The sequence below is a fragment of the Polaribacter vadi genome (genome assembly GCF_018861005.1).
Lineage (GTDB): Bacteria > Bacteroidota > Bacteroidia > Flavobacteriales > Flavobacteriaceae > Polaribacter > Polaribacter vadi_A.
Map to the genome: position 1 here is coordinate 60,244 of NZ_JAHKQL010000023.1, position 17,343 is coordinate 77,586.

17 protein-coding genes are annotated in these 17,343 nt (G+C 28.4%); 14 read left to right on the forward strand and 3 right to left on the reverse strand.

Features of this window, described 5'->3' with window-relative positions:
- Window positions 1–2: 2 nt before the first annotated feature.
- On the reverse strand, window positions 3–1,715 hold the full coding sequence (locus KO506_RS12105; RefSeq protein ID WP_215995176.1) for a sodium:solute symporter: 1,713 nt from the start codon (window positions 1,713–1,715) through the stop codon (window positions 3–5).
- 225 nt (window positions 1,716–1,940) lie between these two features.
- Window positions 1,941–4,427: a PIG-L family deacetylase gene (locus KO506_RS12110; protein ID WP_215995177.1), complete on the reverse strand. Its 2,487-nt coding sequence runs from the start codon at window positions 4,425–4,427 to the stop codon at window positions 1,941–1,943.
- Between the two features lie 221 nt (window positions 4,428–4,648).
- Between KO506_RS12110 and dnaN the strand changes: the two genes are divergently transcribed.
- From dnaN to KO506_RS12145, 7 genes are all read left to right on the forward strand, one after another.
- Window positions 4,649–5,767, forward strand: coding sequence for a DNA polymerase III subunit beta (dnaN, locus tag KO506_RS12115; protein ID WP_215995178.1), 1,119 nt, complete (start codon window positions 4,649–4,651; stop codon window positions 5,765–5,767).
- Window positions 5,768–5,897: 130 nt separating this feature from the next.
- Window positions 5,898–6,113, forward strand: coding sequence for a hypothetical protein (locus KO506_RS12120; RefSeq protein WP_215995179.1), 216 nt, complete (start codon window positions 5,898–5,900; stop codon window positions 6,111–6,113).
- Window positions 6,106–6,420 carry a type II toxin-antitoxin system RelE/ParE family toxin gene (locus KO506_RS12125; protein WP_215995180.1) on the forward strand — a complete coding sequence of 105 codons (315 nt, stop codon included), beginning with the start codon at window positions 6,106–6,108 and terminating at the stop codon, window positions 6,418–6,420. Before KO506_RS12120 ends, KO506_RS12125 begins: the two co-directional genes overlap by 8 nt.
- Window positions 6,421–6,428: 8 nt before the next feature.
- On the forward strand, window positions 6,429–7,022 hold the full coding sequence (locus KO506_RS12130) for an ACP phosphodiesterase (protein WP_252726857.1): 594 nt from the start codon (window positions 6,429–6,431) through the stop codon (window positions 7,020–7,022).
- A gap of 83 nt (window positions 7,023–7,105) precedes the next feature.
- A complete protein-coding gene (gene ggt / locus KO506_RS12135) occupies window positions 7,106–8,803 on the forward strand; it encodes a gamma-glutamyltransferase (RefSeq protein ID WP_215995181.1) in 1,698 nt (565 codons plus the stop codon).
- A 45-nt stretch (window positions 8,804–8,848) separates the two neighbouring features.
- A complete protein-coding gene (locus tag KO506_RS12140; RefSeq protein ID WP_215995182.1) occupies window positions 8,849–9,268 on the forward strand; it encodes a VOC family protein in 420 nt (139 codons plus the stop codon).
- Entirely contained in the window at window positions 9,268–10,131 is an 864-nt protein-coding gene (locus tag KO506_RS12145) for an RluA family pseudouridine synthase (protein ID WP_215995183.1), read from the forward strand. The genes KO506_RS12140 and KO506_RS12145 overlap by 1 nt, the downstream gene beginning before the upstream one ends.
- Here KO506_RS12145 and KO506_RS12150 read toward each other — a convergent pair.
- On the reverse strand, window positions 10,106–11,599 hold the full coding sequence (locus tag KO506_RS12150; protein WP_215995184.1) for a PLP-dependent aminotransferase family protein: 1,494 nt from the start codon (window positions 11,597–11,599) through the stop codon (window positions 10,106–10,108). The genes KO506_RS12145 and KO506_RS12150 overlap by 26 nt on opposite strands.
- A gap of 84 nt (window positions 11,600–11,683) precedes the next feature.
- On the opposite strand from KO506_RS12150, the gene KO506_RS12155 reads away from it, so the two are divergent.
- Genes KO506_RS12155 through KO506_RS12185 form a run of 7 tightly spaced genes read left to right on the forward strand, consistent with a single transcriptional unit; the run spans window position 11,684 to window position 17,283 of the window.
- The gene (locus KO506_RS12155; protein WP_215995185.1) at window positions 11,684–12,214 is read left to right on the forward strand and encodes a DinB family protein; all 531 of its coding nucleotides are present in this window, start codon (window positions 11,684–11,686) and stop codon (window positions 12,212–12,214) included.
- Window positions 12,201–12,491 (forward strand): DUF1272 domain-containing protein, encoded by a 291-nt coding sequence (locus KO506_RS12160; protein WP_215995186.1) that lies wholly within the window; start codon window positions 12,201–12,203, stop codon window positions 12,489–12,491. Before KO506_RS12155 ends, KO506_RS12160 begins: the two co-directional genes overlap by 14 nt.
- 1 nt (window position 12,492) lies before the next feature.
- Entirely contained in the window at window positions 12,493–13,008 is a 516-nt protein-coding gene (locus tag KO506_RS12165; RefSeq protein ID WP_215995187.1) for a GNAT family N-acetyltransferase, read from the forward strand.
- Between the two features lie 2 nt (window positions 13,009–13,010).
- Entirely contained in the window at window positions 13,011–13,670 is a 660-nt protein-coding gene (locus KO506_RS12170) for a pyridoxamine 5'-phosphate oxidase family protein (RefSeq protein WP_215995188.1), read from the forward strand.
- 49 nt (window positions 13,671–13,719) lie between these two features.
- On the forward strand, window positions 13,720–14,997 hold the full coding sequence (locus KO506_RS12175) for a hypothetical protein (RefSeq protein ID WP_215995189.1): 1,278 nt from the start codon (window positions 13,720–13,722) through the stop codon (window positions 14,995–14,997).
- The gene (locus KO506_RS12180) at window positions 14,997–16,079 is read left to right on the forward strand and encodes an AI-2E family transporter (RefSeq protein ID WP_215995190.1); all 1,083 of its coding nucleotides are present in this window, start codon (window positions 14,997–14,999) and stop codon (window positions 16,077–16,079) included. Before KO506_RS12175 ends, KO506_RS12180 begins: the two co-directional genes overlap by 1 nt.
- A 7-nt stretch (window positions 16,080–16,086) precedes the next feature.
- On the forward strand, window positions 16,087–17,283 hold the full coding sequence (locus tag KO506_RS12185) for a class I SAM-dependent methyltransferase (RefSeq protein ID WP_215995191.1): 1,197 nt from the start codon (window positions 16,087–16,089) through the stop codon (window positions 17,281–17,283).
- Window positions 17,284–17,343 lie beyond the last annotated feature (60 nt).

Sequence of the window (17,343 nt, forward strand, 5' to 3'; positions counted from 1 at the left end):
TTTTAAACTTCACTTAATTTTAAATTTGTTTTTTTTGGTAGAATTGTCTGAATAATAATTGCAATTGACATTACCAAAACACAGCCTAATAAATTGAGCCATAAATAAGGCAACCAATCTAAAATATAGACCCCTATAATTATGGTTTGTGTGATTAAAGCTGCTATAAAAACAGCATTTCCTTTTACAAACTTTATAAAAAATGCGAGTAAGAAAATTCCTAAAACGTTACCATAAAATATAGATCCAATAATATTAACTAACTGAATTAAATTATCAAATAAATTGGCTATACAAGCCACAGAAATGGCTATAATTCCCCAAGCTAACGTAAACCACTTAGAAGCTTTTACAAAATGTTCTTCGCTTTTATTTCCTTTTACATTTCGTTTGTATAAATCCATTGCAGTTGTGCTAGCAAGCGCATTTAATTCTGATGCTGTAGAAGACATTGCTGCAGATAAAATTACCGCCAATAAAAGTCCAATTAATCCTCTTGGTAAATTGTTTAAAATAAAATGAATAAACACATAATCTTTATCATTCGATTCTATTTTATCTAAGGTATTTTCTTCATCAATTTTATCAATAATTGCTTTCGATTTTTCTTTTAATGCTAAATCAGCCTTGTTTAATTCCTGAATTTTTTCTTTTTCACTTACCTGAAAACCATCAGCAAAAATTGCTTTCTTGGTATTTTCAATATCAATATGTTTGGCTTCTAAATCTTTATATTCTTGTGCATATTTTGTTTTTACAACCTCTTCATTTGCTGTAGGATTAAAATTTAAAGGAGCAGGATTAAATTGATAAAAAACAAAAACCATAACACCAATTAACAAAATAAAAAATTGCATTGGCACTTTTAATAAACCATTAAAAATTAAACCTAATTGACTTTCACGTACCGATTTTCCAGACAAATAACGTTGTACTTGACTTTGGTCTGTACCAAAATAAGATAGCATTAAAAATGTTCCTCCCAAAATACCTGTCCAAACTGTGTATCTATTGCTTAAATCAAAAGAAAAATCTAGCACTTCCATTTTATTGCTTGCACCAGCAATTTCTAAAGCATTTGTAAATGTGATGTTTGCTGGCAGTTGACTCATAATCATAAAAAATGCAATTAACATTCCTATAAAAATGATTATCATTTGTTGTTTTTGTGTAACGTTAACCGCTTTTGTACCTCCAGAAACTGTATAAATAATTACTAAAAAACCGATAATAATATTAAGCGTTAGCAAATCCCAACCTAAAACTGCCGATAAAATTATAGCAGGTGCAAAAATGGTAATTCCAGCAGCCAAACCTCTTTGTACTAAAAACAAAATTGCTGCTAAACTTCGTGTTTTTAAATCGAATCTACCTTCTAAAAATTCGTAGGCTGTATAGACTTTTAACTTATGATAAATAGGGATAAAAACCACGCAAATAATAACCATTGCAATTGGCAAACCAAAATAAAATTGCACAAAGCCCATACCACTATGAAAAGCTTGACCTGGTGTAGATAAAAACGTGATAGCACTAGCTTGTGTAGCCATAACAGACAAACCAATGGTCCACCATTTTGTATCATTACCACCTTTTATATAATCAGTTACATTTGCATTTTTACTTGTAACATAAGTTCCGTAAGCAACAATAAAAATTAAAGTAACAGACAAAATAACCCAATCTACAATATGTAATTTACTAGCTATTTCCATAAGTTAAACCGTAAAATAATTTGTGATAAAATAAAACGCAATCAAATAAATAATATTAGCTACCAAAACCAAGGTATATTCTTTTTTCCATGTGTATTTTTTATTCATTTTATGTTTTTTGTAGCTATTTCCTGCTTTCCACACTCGCTTTTTTAGTTCAGAAAAAGAACTAAAAAGAGCTCAAACAAATGTTTCTATCAGGGCTAAACTAGTTTGTGAACTTTATTACTTTTTTCCTACAGAAAGCATATTTGCAAACAATTTATAAGCACCAGAAACACCTGCAGGTAATTCTCTAAAAAAGCTTATACCTGTATAAATATAATTTCCTTTGCCATATTTTGCAATTAGCAAACTACCTTCTTTTGCAGTTTCTCCTTTGTCGTTCATAGATAAAATAGGTGTATATTCTTCGCTCCAAGAATTAGGAAAATATAAACCTCTTTCTTGCACCCATCCTTTAAAATCGTCTTGAGTAATTTTATTTGGGTAGTTTAAAATAGGGTGTTTTTCATCTAAAATTCTAACCTTAGCAAATTCATCTGTAACTCTATCTCTAGATAAGCTTAAAGAATAAGGAGCACCAACATTTACACCTCTATTAGTGTTGTACTGTACAATTAAATTACCACCTTTTTCCACATAATCTAACAAGAATTTTTGTTTAAATTTTAATTCTTTAACCACGTTATAAGCTCTAATTCCTAAAACAATAGCATCGTATTTATGCAAATTTTCTTCATTAATTTCTGCTGGATTAATTTCATCAACTGTATAACCAATCTGACGTAAATTTTCTGGCACAACATCTCCTGCACCTTTAATATAACCAATATTATCGCCTACTTTTTTAATATTTAAACGAACAACTTTAGCTTCTGAATTTAATAAAACAGATTGCTTTGGTATATGGTTGTAATTAATTTCTACCAATTCTTTGGTAAACTCTTTTCCATTAGCTGTAGCTTTTACTTTAATTTTACCAACAGATTCATTTTTTGGTGGAAAAACAGCAAAATCAAAAGTTTCTTGATCGTTTTTCTTTTCGATATTAAAGATATGTTGTTTTGGCGATATTTGCCATCCTTCAGGTAATTCTAAAGCCAATTTACCAGAAATAAAATTTGCGCCAGCTTTTACTGTTACACTAACTTGCTTGTGATTTTCATCATCAAAAATTAAAACCTTGTCTTTTAATTTGGTAGTTACTAATGGTAAAATTTCGAAAGGTTGATAAATTTCTCCTTTATCTCTTTCAGAAAATCTTCTTACTACATTTTTGGTAAACGTAATTGGTATGCCATCTATAATTAAATTAAAATCAATCTGTACAGGTCTTTTGGTTTCTGGATTACCAATTAAAACTTGCTCATCTACATTGTACATGCCTAAAGAAGCTTCCTGTTTTAACCAATATGGATCTGAATATGCTAAATCTTTAAGATTAATTATTTCTCTAAAGTTAAACTTTTTATTGTTGCCTATTGGCAATTGTTTTGCGTATGTTTTATCATCTATTGTAGAAGTTATTGAAGACAAAATCATAAAAGATTCACTTCTATTTAATATTTCCATATCTACATTAATCTTAGAATTTGGTGTAGCATAAGAACTTTCTGCAGAAGCTTCTAAATATAAACCTGTACTTGCCTCAATAATTTCTTTAATTTGCTTTTCTTTAATCGTTTTCCAATGATTATCTTCTAACTGAATAATTAATGTGTAAGCTTCTAATAATTTTACAACATGTTTTTCTGGATGTACAAAATCGAAATTCTTTTCAATTTCATATAAAATATCGCCAATTTCTCCTCCACCTTTAACACGATTCCAAGTAGTGTTAATACCAGAAAAAATATCGTTTTTATCTTTTAAAGGTTCTCCTTTTAAAAACTCAGCATATTCTGTTTGCTCTCCTCTAGTGGTTAATCTACCAAAACCTTGGCACAAATGCTGACTACTTGCAATTGATGCTAACTCATTATTAGACAATCCTTTTAAAGGATAATAAACACCAATATCGAATTTTGTATAATCTTTAGCTATTTCTTCAAACTTAGCTTTATCTCTATAAAACCATGAGGAAGTATTATGAAATAAACGTTTTGGCTGCCAACTTTGCGTATATTTCAGTTGGTCTTTAAAAGCTAAACTATCACCAGCAATATCAAAAGCCTCAACACTTAACATTGCAGAACTTGTATGATGTCCGTGAGTTGTACCTGGAGTTCTATGATCGAATCTATTGATAATTACATCTGGTTTAAAAGTTCTAATTGCCCATACAACATCACTTAAAACCTCTTCTTTATTCCAAATTTCTAAAGTTTCATCTGGATGTTTTGAATAACCAAAATCGTTAGCTCTCGAAAAAAGTTGCTCTCCTCCATCTACATTTCTAGCCGCCAATAATTCTTGTGTTCTAATAACACCTAACAATTCTCTAATTTCTGGACCAATTAAATTCTGACCTCCATCTCCTCTTGTTAAAGACAAATAGCCAGTTCTTGCTTTAACTTTATTTGCTAAATAGGCAATTAACCTGGTATTTTCATCATCAGGATGTGCTGCGATATAAAGTGCTGTTCCTAAAAAATTCAGTTTTTGAATTTTCTCGTAAATCTGATTTGAGTTTAATTTTTGAGGTTTTTGTGCAAAAACCGATATTGATATCAGTAAAACAACTGAAATTGATAGTATTTTTTTCTTCATTTTTCTTTGTTGACAACGAACAAATGTAGTTTTTTAATCAGTAATAATGGGGACTCTTAACATAATTATAACGTTTTAAAATCCGAAGAAAAAGTAAAAAATTACCTTAAATTTACATTTAGAATATTCATCAACAAATTGCTCATAACCTGTTAATAAATTAATTTTTAAAACAACATATTAAGGTTATATTTGTAAGAATAATTAAGAAAATAAAATCAATGAAATTTATTGTATCAAGTTCGCAACTACTAAAGCAATTACAAGTTTTGGGCGGCGTTATAAATAGCAACAACACTTTACCTATTTTAGATAACTTTTTATTTGAACTATCTGAAAACGAATTAAAAGTTTCTGCATCAGATTTAGAAACCACTATGAGTTCTGTGGTAGAAGTTGAAAGCGAAAGTACTGGTGCTATTGCTGTTTCTGCACGTTTATTGTTAGATACTTTAAAAACCTTTCCTAATCAGCCTTTAACTTTTAAAACTGAAGGTGATAATACTATAGAAATTAGTTCTGATCAAGGAAAATACGATATGGCTTATTTTGGTGGTGATGAATTTCCAAAAGCGGTTTCTTTACCTAGCCCAAGTGTTACTGTTGTACCTGCAAGTATTTTAGGAACTGCAATTTCTAAAACTATTTTTGCTGCTGGTAATGACGATTTAAGACCAGTAATGAGTGGTGTATTTTTTCAGTTTAGCTCACAAAGTTTAACTTTTGTTGCTACAGATGCTCATAAATTGGTGAAATATTCTAGAACTGATGTTACTGCAGATCAAACAGCAGAATTTATAATGCCAAAGAAACCTTTAAATTTATTAAAAGGTATCTTAGGTGGTTCTGAAAGTGATGTTACTATTGAATATAATGATGCAAATGCAAAATTTACGTTTGATAATGTAGTTTTAGTTTGTAGATTAATTGATGGTAAATACCCAAATTACGAAGCTGTAATTCCTAAGGAAAATCCGAATAAATTAACTGTTGACAGAGCTTCTTTTTTAAATTCTGTAAGACGTGTTTCTATTTTCTCTAGCAAAACCACACATCAAATTCGTTTAAAAATGGCAGGAACTGAACTAAACATTTCTGCAGAAGATTTAGATTTCTCTAATAAAGCTGACGAACGTTTAAGTTGCGATTATCAAGGTGATGATATGCAAATTGGTTTTAACTCACGTTTTTTAAGTGAAATGTTAAACAACTTAAGTTCTAGCGAAGTTTTAATTGAAATGTCTTTACCAAATAGAGCAGGAATTTTAACTCCTATTGATGGTACTGATGAAGGTGAGCAAGTAACAATGTTAGTAATGCCTGTGATGTTGAATAACTAATACATTTAGATTTGTCATTCCTGTAAAAACAGGAATCCATAATATTTAGAAAACCACAACTAAAAATTTGTGGTTTTTTGATTTCTTCTTGTTTATTAGAAGATTTCTTATCTTTACTAAAATATCAGTTATGAGTACTTTAGAGATTAGAAACGAAATATTAGAAATTGTTAAAAATGAAGATGAGTCTTCATTAAAGAAACTATATCAAATTATAAAGAACTACAAGCACCAAAAGCAATTAGACAACATGATTGAAGAAGGTGAAGAAGATATTAAAAATGGCGATTTACACAGTACTGCAGAAGTAGAGAAAATGCTAAACAGCTGGGTTAATAATGAGTAATATTATTAATTGGACTAATAGAGCAATTAAAGATTTAGAAAAAATAACAAGGTTTAACCTTAAATTATATGGTGTAAAGAAAACAATTGAAATTTCTCAAAACATCCTTAATACTCCAAAAATTCTTCAGAACTCTAGTATAAATATTAAAGAATTGGGGCAAATTGATGAATCTTTTAATCATTTAAAAAGAAAGTATCGCAAAATTATAACAAGTCATTATAAAATAACTTATAGAATTGGTAAAGGAAAAATCTATATTGTAAGAGTTTTTGATACTCGCCAAAACCCTAATAAAAATAGATAACATTTTTAATGAATTTCCTAGCACACCTCTACTTATCGCAAAACAACACGAATATTATGATTGGTAATTTTATTGCAGATCATATTAGAGGCAATAACTACGAAGGTTTTTCTGAAGAAATTAAGCAAGGTATTTTCTTACACAGAGAAATTGACACTTTTACAGATGCACATCCTATTGTTAGAAAAAGCAAAAGACGTTTGCACGAACGTTACAAACATTATGATGGTGTTATTATCGATATTTTTTACGATTACTTTTTAGCCAAAAATTGGGCAAACTATTCAGCCATTCCTTTATCTATTTATGCAAATGCTATCTACAATTATTTTAATGAAATTTCTTCGTCATTACCCATAAAGTCTCAGAATTTTATCAAGTATATGACTGAATACAACATTTTGTACAACTATCAATTTAAAGATGGAATTCAAAAAGTTTTAAACGGAGTTAATCATAGAACAAAAGGAAAATCTCAAATGAATTTGGCTATCGAAGATTTAACTCTTTTAGAAAAAGAATTAGAAGAAGATTTTACTACTTTTTTTTTAGATTTGATAAATTTTAGCAACAAAAAATTAAAGGAAATCTTGGCATTATAAATACTTATTAATTTGATTGATAAAATTGAGAAATCCAGAACAATCTTATCCCTCTAATTAAAAAACGCAACCTTAAAATAACAATGAAAAAACTTAAACCTTTTATACTACTTACCTTTTTATCAATATTAATTTCTTGTAAAAAAGAAAAAATAACTGAAAAAGAAGTGGGTTTAATTACCCAAAAAGCAATGGTAGTTTCTGCCAGAGTTGAAGCTTCTAAAATAGGAACAGCAATCTTAAAAAAAGGTGGTAATGCTTTTGATGCCATGTTTGCAACAGAAATGGCTTTGGCTGTTGCATATCCTTTTGCTGGTAATCTTGGTGGAGGTGGTTTTATGGTGTATCGTAAAAATAATGGAGAAATTGGTGCTTTAGATTATAGAGAAAAAGCACCTTTAGCTGCTTCTAAAGACATGTATTTAGATGATGAAGGAAACATCATAAAAGGCAAAAGTACAGTTGGAGCAATGGCTATAGGAATTCCTGGAACTGTTGCTGGAGTTTTTGAAGCACATAGAAAATTTGGGAGTTTAAGCGTACAAGAAATACTAGAACCTGTTATTGCTCTAGCAAAACGTGGTGTTGTTGTAACTGCTAAACAAGAAAAAAGGTTGAATAATTATCGCCCTTTGTTTGATAAAGTAAACAAAGATTCTATCACTTTTACACACAAATGGAAAGAAAATGATACTATAAAATATCCTGCTTTAGCAGAAACATTAATCCGAATTCAAAAAAATGGAAAAAATGAATTCTATAAAGGTGAAACTGCTAAAACCTTAGTGAAATTTATTCAGGATAATGGAGGAATTATGACACTTGAAGATTTAGATAAATACGAAGCAAAATGGAGAACTCCTGTTACTTTTAATTATGACGATTTACGAATAATCTCTATGTCTCCACCTTCTAGTGGAGGAGTTTGTTTGGCGCAAATAATGAATGCAATTGAGCCTTTTGAGTTAGATAAATTTGGTCATAATAGTACAAAAGCCATTCAAGTAATTACAGAAGCAGAAAGACGTGCGTATGCAGATAGAAGTCATTTTTTAGGTGATCCTGATTTTGTTGCAATTCCGCAAAAAGAATTAATCAGCAAATCTTATAGCAATAAAAGAATGTCTGATTTTAGTTTTGATAAAGCAACTTCTTCTGCTGATGTTTCTTATGGAAATATCGAAATTATTGAAAGTGATGAAACCACACATTATTCAATAATTGATCAATTTGGAAATGCAGTTTCTGTAACCACAACTTTAAACGGAGCTTATGGTTCTAAACTATATTCTTCTGAATTAGGTTTCTTTTTAAATAATGAAATGGACGATTTTAGTAGCAAACCTGGTGAGCCTAATATGTTTGGTTTAATTGGTGCAAAAGCCAATGAAATTGCTCCAGAAAAAAGAATGTTAAGTTCTATGACACCTACAATTGTAGAAAAAGATGGAAAGCTTTTTATGGTAGTTGGTACTCCTGGAGGTTCTACAATTATAACTTCTGTGTTACAAACAATTTTAAATGTGCACGAGTTTAAAATGAATATCCAAACAGCTGTAAATGCGCCTAGATTTCATCATCAATGGTTACCAGATGTTGTAAAAATGGAGCCAAATAGTTTTGATAAAAAAACCATTAAAGATTTAACAAATCTTGGTTATACTATTGATGAAACTACCTCAAGAATTATTGGTAAAGTTTCTGCTATTCTAGTTTTACCTAATGGAAAATTAGAAGGTGGTGCAGATAAAAGAGGTGATGATACTGCTGATGGGTTTTAAGTTGTAAAAAAAAATTATAACTTTGAAAATTTTAAACTAATAAAAATGAAAGCACAACCATTTCACTTAGCAATTCCAGTACAAAATTTAGAAAAATGCAGAACATTTTACAGAGATGTTTTACAATGCGAAGAAGGTAGAAGTACAGATATTTGGGTCGATTTTAATTTCTTTGGACATCAATTGGTTATTCATCAAAAAGATGGATTTAATCCTGAACGTATTTCTAATTCTGTTGATGGTAAAGATGTTCCTGTTCCACATTTTGGTGTCGTTTTAACTTGGGAAGATTGGCAGAATTTAGCAGAACAATTAAAAGCTACAAACATCAATTTTGTAATTGAACCTTGTATTCGATTTGAAGGAAAAGTTGGAGAACAAGCTACCATGTTTTTTAAAGACCCTGAAAACAATGCTTTAGAGTTTAAAGCTTTTAAAGATATTGGTCAGTTGTTTGCTAAATAATGCAACTTTTAGAAACTCATATTGCCAAAAAAGTAAAATACCCAATCCGTTTTCAAGAATATGGAGTGGGTATTTTTAATACAATACCCACAAAATCTGGAATAAAAAAAGCAATTAAAAAAGGAATCGTTTTTATTGATGATGAATTGGCAACAACTTCTAGATTTATTCTTGGAGGCGAAAAAATTGAACTTTATCAATCAGAAAATTCATCAACTTTTAAAAGACTAAAACTCGATTTAGAAGTTTTATTCGAAGATGATTATTTAGCAATTATCTACAAACCTGCAGGAATTTTAGTAAATGGGAATAAATTTGTGACTATTGCAAATGCATTATCTCAAAACTTACAAAAAAGTAGTCTTCAAGATGCTGTAAAACCACAACCAATCCACAGATTAGATTACCCAACATCAGGAGTTTTGTTAGTGGGTAAAACAAGTTCATCTATCCAAAAATTAAGTGATTTATTCAAAAACAAAGTAATTCAAAAAACTTATTTTGCAGTAACAATTAGTGAAATGTGTATTGGAGGTACAATCAATTTTAAGGTTGATAATAAAAAAGCATCCACAGAATTTAAAGTTTTATCTTCTGTAAAATCAGAACGGTTTGCCTTTTTAAACTTGGTTAAACTATCACCAAAAACAGGGAGGAAACATCAGTTAAGAAAACATTTATCAGCAATTGGTCATCAGATTTTAGGGGATAAAGATTATGGAAACACTAACTTAGTGTTAAAAGGAAAAGGATTGTATTTACACGCATTTTCTTTAGAATTTCTACATCCGTTCACGAAAGAAACAATTTTTATTTCTAAAGAATTACCTAAGAAATTTAAGAAGATTTTTCCAAGTTTTTAAGTTGCTGTATTGTTTTAAAAAGTCGATTTATCAACTCATATATTTCCTCTTCATTATAAGTTGCAAAACCTAACCTAATGGCATTGTGCCCAGATTTTGCATTGTCATAACGTTGCCACTCACCTATTTCTAATTTGTTTTTTCTACCAATTTCCGCAATTGTTTTCCAAGAGTATTTTTTATATAAAGTAAGCCATACAGCCATTCCTCCTTTTGGTTTATCAAAAGAAAAAATATCAGAAAAATTTTCTTTTAACAGTTTACAAAATAAATCTCTTCTTGTTTTATAAACTTTCATCACTTTTTTTATATGCCTATCTAAATCACCAGATTTTATAAAATCTTCGAAAGTTAATTCCAATAAAGCATCACCTTGTCTGTCTATAAATCGTCTGTGATTTGCAGCTTCATTTACAAAAGAACTTGGTGCAATAATATACCCAATTCTGTATACAGGAGCTACAGTTTTACACACAGAACCAATATAAATAACATTACCATTTGTATCATGACTTGCTAAAGGTAAAATGGGAGAATGATTATAATTAAAATCATAATCGTAATCATCTTCTATAATTGCAAAATTGTATTTTTTAGCTAAATTCAATAAATGAATCCTTCTTTCTGCGGATAAAGTTACAGTTGTTGGATGATGATGATGAGAAGTAACATAAACTGCTTTTATTGATTTTTTTTCACAAATTCCCTCAATTTCATCAGTAGAAAGTCCATTTTCATCAACAGTAACTCGAATTAAATTTGCTTTTCTTTGTAAAAAATTAGTATCAGCAGATGTATAATTTGTTTGTCCAACAATAATATTATCATCTTTTTGTAATAGTAATTTTGCTGATAAAAAAATTCCCATTTGACTACCTCTTGTAATCAAAATATTTTCCTTTTTAATGTTTAAACCACGAGTTTTATTTAGATAATCAGCTAAAGTAATTCTCAGTTTTTCATTTCCAAAAAGAGATCCATAAGACATTTCTTTATAAATATCTTTTCTACTACAAATTCTTCTGTAAGTTCTTGCTAAATCTTCAGTTGGTGTTAATCTTGCATCAGAAATACCATCATTCAAATACATAAAACCTTCTTTAGGATTAAAAAAGTTACGTTCTAAAGATGTATCAGTATAAAAATTAAATCCAATTTTATTTTCTGAAGATAAAATATCTTTTTTAATAAATTTTTGCTGATGTAATTCTGGCAAATTAGCATTGACAAATGTTCCTTTTTTAGGAACACTTTCTACCCAACCTTGCAACAATAATTCTTCATAACAAGCTACTATGGTTTTTCTATGCACTTTTAGCAGATCTGCTAAAATTCTACTTCCAGGAAGCTTAGTTTCTGGAACTAATTTTCTTTCTTTTATTAATTGAATAAACTGATTTGCCAACTGTAAATACAAGGCCTGTTTACTATTTCTATCTAAATGAAAAATTGTTTTATATGGAAACATTATCTGGACTACTTTATATTTTTATTCTGGATGATTAAAATAGACCATAAATATAGTAGTTTTGAAATATCAAACTACAAAAAGATGAAAAAACAAGATTTAAAATTAGAAGAATTTGACATCTATTATAAAAGATATTTAGATAAATTAAACAATGAAACTGCCTTATTACAAGGTTTTATTGATGGTAAATCTAATACCATAGCATTTTTAAAATCGATTTCTGAAAATAAATTAGATTTTAAATATCAACCTAAAAAATGGTCTATAAAAGAAATATTACAACATCTTATTGATACTGAAAGAATCTTTATGTACAGATGTTTTAGAATTGCAAGAAGAGATACAGTTGCTTTGGCTGGTTATGATCAAGAAATTTACAATACCCCATCTAAAGCAAATAATAAATCTTTAGATGATTTATTGAATGAATTTAAAATTAACAGAAACAATTCTATAGCTCTATTACAAAGTTTAAGCAATGATGATTTATGTTTTATAGGTAATGCAAATGGAGATAAAATGTCTGCAAGAGCAGCAGCTTTTATAATTATTGGTCATGATATTTGGCATACAGATGTCATTAAAAATAAATATTTGAATGTTAGAAATTAGACCTAATTGCGAACATTGCAATAAAGATTTACCCAACACTTCTACAGATGCAATGATTTGCTCTTTTGAGTGTACGTATTGCAAAACTTGCGCTATTGAGATTTTTAAAAATGTTTGTCCAAGTTGTGCAGGTAATTTTGTTGAACGTCCAATTCGTCCATCAAAAATGATAGAAAAATATCCAACATCAAAAGAGAAAATTTTTAAACCTAAAGATCTAAAGGCTACAAAATTAAATTCTAATAAATATTTTAACATAAATCCAAAAGACAGATAAAATGATTGAAATAAGAAGAGCTACTGAAAATGATGCAACTTATATAGCCTTATTAGGCAGAATTACTTACACTGAATCTCATGGAGATTATATAGAAAACAAGAAAAACTTACTTGATTTTTACAATACATATTATGCTGTTTCGCAAATAAAAAAAGAATTAAATGACATAAACAATCTGTTTTGGATTGTTTTTTCTGATGAATTACCAATAGGTTTTGCTAAACTCTGTTTAAATGTAAACACCTCTAATTTAGAGGATAAAAATTACTGCAAATTACAAAGACTCTATATTTTAAATGATTTTATTGGTTTTAAAATAGGCACCCAATTACAAGACATTATACTAAAAAAAGCAGTTGAATTAAATTACAAAAAAATATGGTTAACAGCCTATTACAAAAACACAAAAGGCATAAAATTTTATAAAAGATATGATTTTAAAAAAGTGGGTAGTATCGATTTTTATGTTGGTGAAACTAATTATGAGAACTTAATTTTTGAAAAAAAACTATAATTATGGAAGAATATCAGCAATCTAAAACAAACAGGATTAAAAGAGGTGCAAACAGAGGTACTTACAATGTAGAAAAAATTAATGCAATTTTAGATGCAGGTTTTTTATGTTATGTAGGTTATATTTATGATGGTAAACCAATTACAATTCCTATGGCTTATGCCAGAAAAGACAATAAAATTTACATTCATGGTTCTACAGGCAATAGAATGCTTTTATCAATTTTAGAAAGTAAATCAACCTCGATTACTGTTATGCATTTAGACGGATTGGTTTTAGCACGTTCTGGTTTGCATCATTCTGTAAATTATAGATCTGTTACCCTTTTTGGAGATTTAAAAAAAACAGAAAACGATGCTGATAAAACTGATATTTTAAAAAGAATCGTAAATCAAATGGTACCCAATCAATGGAATTCTTTAAGACCTATGTACAAAAAAGAATTAGACAGAACATTGGTAGTAGAATTTACCATAGAAACTGCATCTGCTAAAATAAGAGATGTTGGTGTTGCTGATGAACCAGAAGATTACGATTTAAATATTTGGGCAGGTATTGTACCTATAAAACAAATTGCAGAATATCCAATAGCTGATGAAGGAAAACCAAAATCAATGGAAATACCTCAACATATTTTAGATTATTATGAGAAAAACAAATAATGACTGACTAAAAATTGATAAATTCGCTTTTTAATTTATCATTTTTTTTATGAAGAAATTTTTAAAGATTATAATTGCTGTAATCCTTCTAATTATTGGTTTTGGTTTTATCTACTATTTTGTAAACAACGAAGAATTACCAGAAGGTAAAAAAGGAAAAGAGGCTGATGCTTTAGCCATAAAAATGTACAATGCTATAAATCATGAAGCTTTTGAAAATACCGAAATTTTAAAATGGAGTTTTAGAAACGAACATTTTTACACTTGGCATAGACAAGAAAATATAGTTCATGTTTCTTGGGCAGAAAAAAAAGTAACTTTAAACACAAAACAACCCGAAAAATCTGTTCTTTATATTGATGGAAAAATCACCAAAAACAAAGAATTGATAAAAAAAGCACAAGACTTTTTTAATAACGATTCTTTTTGGTTGATTGCACCTTACAAAATTTTTGATAATGGAACAGAAAGAAGTATTGTAAAACACGAAGGTAAAGATGCATTAATGGTAACGTATACTTCTGGTGGTTCTACTCCTGGAGATTCTTATCTTTGGCTTTTAGACGATAACTACTACCCTACTTCTTTTAAAATGTGGACCTCTGTAATACCAATTGGTGGTGTTTCTGGTACTTGGTCTAATTGGAAAAAAACAGAAGCTGGTATAAAACTACCAACAAAACATACATTATCACTTTTTGGTTTAGAAATAAACATGGGTAATGTAAAAGCTTATAATGAAAAAGCAAACCAACTTGCTGATAAAATATTAAAAGCCATTAAACATAAAGCCTATAAAGAAACTAATTTTTTAGAATGGAGTTTTGCTGGTAAAAGAAGTTTTAATTGGGACAAAAAAAATCATATTGTTGATGTTTCTTGGGATGATTTTAAAGTTAAACTACACCCAGAAAATTTAGAAAAAAGTACTGTATTCTTTAAAAATGAAAAACAAGAGGATACAGACGAAAAAGTTGTAAAAAGAGCTTGGGACATTTTTAATAACGATTCTTTTTGGTTAGTTGCACCTCATAAATTATATGATAATGGTGTTATAAGAAACATAGAAAATATAGAAAACGAAACAGCTTTAAGAATAACTTATACTTCTGGTGGTACAACTCCTGGAGATGCTTACGTTTGGATTTTAGATGAAAATTATGTGCCAAAAAGTTATAAAATGTATTTAAAAAACAGAGGTAAACAAGGTACTCTTGTAACTTGGGATGATTGGATTACAACAGAAAGTGGTACCTTATTACCAACAAATCATACTTTTTTAAACGGAGGAAGATTAAGTATGGGAGAAGTAAAAGCATATAACTAATGACAGCCAAAACAATAGCAAACGGAATTTTAAGAGCCTTAGGAATTCTACTCGGAATTTTTATTCTAGTGTATTTCTTATACGCAATACAGTCTGTAATTATCTATTTAATTATTGCTGCAATTTTATCTTTAATTGCAAGACCAATCATTCGTTTTTTAAAACGTAAATTAAAATTTCCGAACACATTAGCTGTTGTATCTACCATGTTTTTAATGCTTGGCTTACTTACAGGTTTAATTTTAATGTTTATACCTTTAATACTAGAACAAGGCAGAAGTTTATCTCTTTTAGAAGTAGACAAATTAGAAAATAATTTACAGAGAATTTTTAATCAAATAACTACTTATTTTTCATCTAAAGGAATAGATGTATTAAGCGAATTAAAAAACGTAGATTTTTTATCTCAATTTCAAGAAATACCCAATTTTCTAAATTCAGTTTTAGGGGCTTTAGGCTCTTTAAGTGTTGGTTTATTTTCAGTATTATTTATCTCTTTCTTTTTTATGAAAGACAGCCAATTACTAAAAAAAGGAATTATGACTTTAATACCAAATGGTACTGAAGGCAGGTTTTCTAAATCATTAGAAACCATTAATAATCTATTATCTAGATATTTTATTGGTTTAATAGTTCAGATAACTATTTTGTTTGTTTTTTACACCATTATTCTTTTAATTTTTGGAATCCATAATGCTATTGTTATTGCTTTTTTATGTGCACTTTTAAATTTAATACCTTATGTAGGGCCATTAATAGGTGCTGTTTTAATGTGTATTCTATCTATGACAAGTAATATTGAATTAGATTTTCAAACAGAAATTTTGCCAACAACAAGTTATATTATGGTTGGTTATTTAATAGCACAATTAATAGATAATTTTGCAAGTCAGCCAATAATTTTTTCAAAAACCACCAAGTCTCATCCTTTAGAAATTTTCTTAATTATTATAATTGGTGGTTTACTTTTAGGTGTTATTGGTATGATAACTGCTGTACCACTTTACACAGCATTAAAAGTAATTTTAAAAGAGTTTTTATCAGAAAACAAAATTGTAAAATCCATTACAAAAGACTTATAATTAAAATTTGAATCCGAAAATCTTACATAAAGATGTTCAGCAATTTATACAAGAACATTTAAAAACAGACATTACAAAACTGATTTTAAAAGGAAGTCCTTTTAATGGAATTACTGTTCAAGAATTAGCAAATCAAGTCGTCGCTAAACAAAAATCAGAAAGTAAATTACCAACTTGGTTTCAAACAGAAAACATTTATTATCCACCAAAAATTAGTATTGAGCAAACTTCGTCAGAAATAACTGCAGATTATAAATCTAATTTAATTTCTGGTGATAATATTATTGATATTACAGGTGGCTTTGGTATTGATTGTTATTACTTTTCTAAACAATTTAAGGCAGTAACCCATTGTGAAATAAATGAAGAGTTATCAACAATTGTAAAGCACAATTATCAACAATTAAAATCAGATAATATTACTTGTATTTCTGCAAATGGAATTGATTATTTAAAAAATACTACTAAAAATTTCGACTGTATTTACATAGATCCATCCAGAAGAAATGATGTAAAAGGTAAAGTTTTTTTATTTAAAGATTGTTTGCCTTATGTACCACCACAAATCGATTTCTTTTTCACAAAATCTAATTATATTTTAATTAAAGTTTCTCCTATTTTAGATATTACAAATACAATTAAAGATTTAAAAAATGTAAAAGAAGTTCATATTGTTGCCATAAATAATGAGGTTAAAGAATTACTTTTTATCTTAGAAAAAGATTATGTAAAAGAAATTAAAATTAAAACGATTAACTTTCAAAAAAAGAACAAGCAAGAGTTTGAGTTTAATTTTAATGACAAAGTAGCATCTACATATTCAGAACCTCTTACCTTTTTATATGAACCAAATTCAGCAATTTTAAAATCTGGCGGATTTCACCAAATATCAAACCAATTAGAAGTTTTTAAATTACATCAACACTCGCACTTATATACATCAAAAGAATTCATAAATTTTCCTGGAAGAACTTTTAAAATTGAACATATTATTTCTTATGATAAAAAGAAATTAAGGAAAATTTTACCCGATAATAAAGCAAACATTACCACTCGAAATTTCCCGAAAACAGTAGCACAAATTAGAAAAGAAACAAAAATAAAAGATGGTGGAAATGTTTTTATTTTTTTTACTACCACTATAAATGGCAATATTAAATTAGTTATCTGTAAAAAAGCGAACAATAACTTATCATATTTATAATATTTCACAACTTTTATTCTTTGAAATGGAAAATATTTTTTTATATTTGCAACACTTTAT

Excerpts from the sequence above, each read along its gene's own strand:
- KO506_RS12105 (WP_215995176.1), bottom strand. The coding sequence starts at position 1,715 with ATGGAAATAGCTAGTAAATTACATATTGTAGATTGGGTTATTTTGTCT.
- KO506_RS12110 (WP_215995177.1), bottom strand. The coding sequence starts at position 4,427 with ATGAAGAAAAAAATACTATCAATTTCAGTTGTTTTACTGATATCAATA.
- dnaN (WP_215995178.1), top strand. The coding sequence starts at position 4,649 with ATGAAATTTATTGTATCAAGTTCGCAACTACTAAAGCAATTACAAGTT.
- KO506_RS12120 (WP_215995179.1), top strand. The coding sequence starts at position 5,898 with ATGAGTACTTTAGAGATTAGAAACGAAATATTAGAAATTGTTAAAAAT.
- KO506_RS12125 (WP_215995180.1), top strand. The coding sequence starts at position 6,106 with ATGAGTAATATTATTAATTGGACTAATAGAGCAATTAAAGATTTAGAA.
- KO506_RS12130 (WP_252726857.1), top strand. The coding sequence starts at position 6,429 with ATGAATTTCCTAGCACACCTCTACTTATCGCAAAACAACACGAATATT.
- ggt (WP_215995181.1), top strand. The coding sequence starts at position 7,106 with ATGAAAAAACTTAAACCTTTTATACTACTTACCTTTTTATCAATATTA.
- KO506_RS12140 (WP_215995182.1), top strand. The coding sequence starts at position 8,849 with ATGAAAGCACAACCATTTCACTTAGCAATTCCAGTACAAAATTTAGAA.
- KO506_RS12145 (WP_215995183.1), top strand. The coding sequence starts at position 9,268 with ATGCAACTTTTAGAAACTCATATTGCCAAAAAAGTAAAATACCCAATC.
- KO506_RS12150 (WP_215995184.1), bottom strand. The coding sequence starts at position 11,599 with ATGTTTCCATATAAAACAATTTTTCATTTAGATAGAAATAGTAAACAG.
- KO506_RS12155 (WP_215995185.1), top strand. The coding sequence starts at position 11,684 with ATGAAAAAACAAGATTTAAAATTAGAAGAATTTGACATCTATTATAAA.
- KO506_RS12160 (WP_215995186.1), top strand. The coding sequence starts at position 12,201 with ATGTTAGAAATTAGACCTAATTGCGAACATTGCAATAAAGATTTACCC.
- KO506_RS12165 (WP_215995187.1), top strand. The coding sequence starts at position 12,493 with ATGATTGAAATAAGAAGAGCTACTGAAAATGATGCAACTTATATAGCC.
- KO506_RS12170 (WP_215995188.1), top strand. The coding sequence starts at position 13,011 with ATGGAAGAATATCAGCAATCTAAAACAAACAGGATTAAAAGAGGTGCA.
- KO506_RS12175 (WP_215995189.1), top strand. The coding sequence starts at position 13,720 with ATGAAGAAATTTTTAAAGATTATAATTGCTGTAATCCTTCTAATTATT.
- KO506_RS12180 (WP_215995190.1), top strand. The coding sequence starts at position 14,997 with ATGACAGCCAAAACAATAGCAAACGGAATTTTAAGAGCCTTAGGAATT.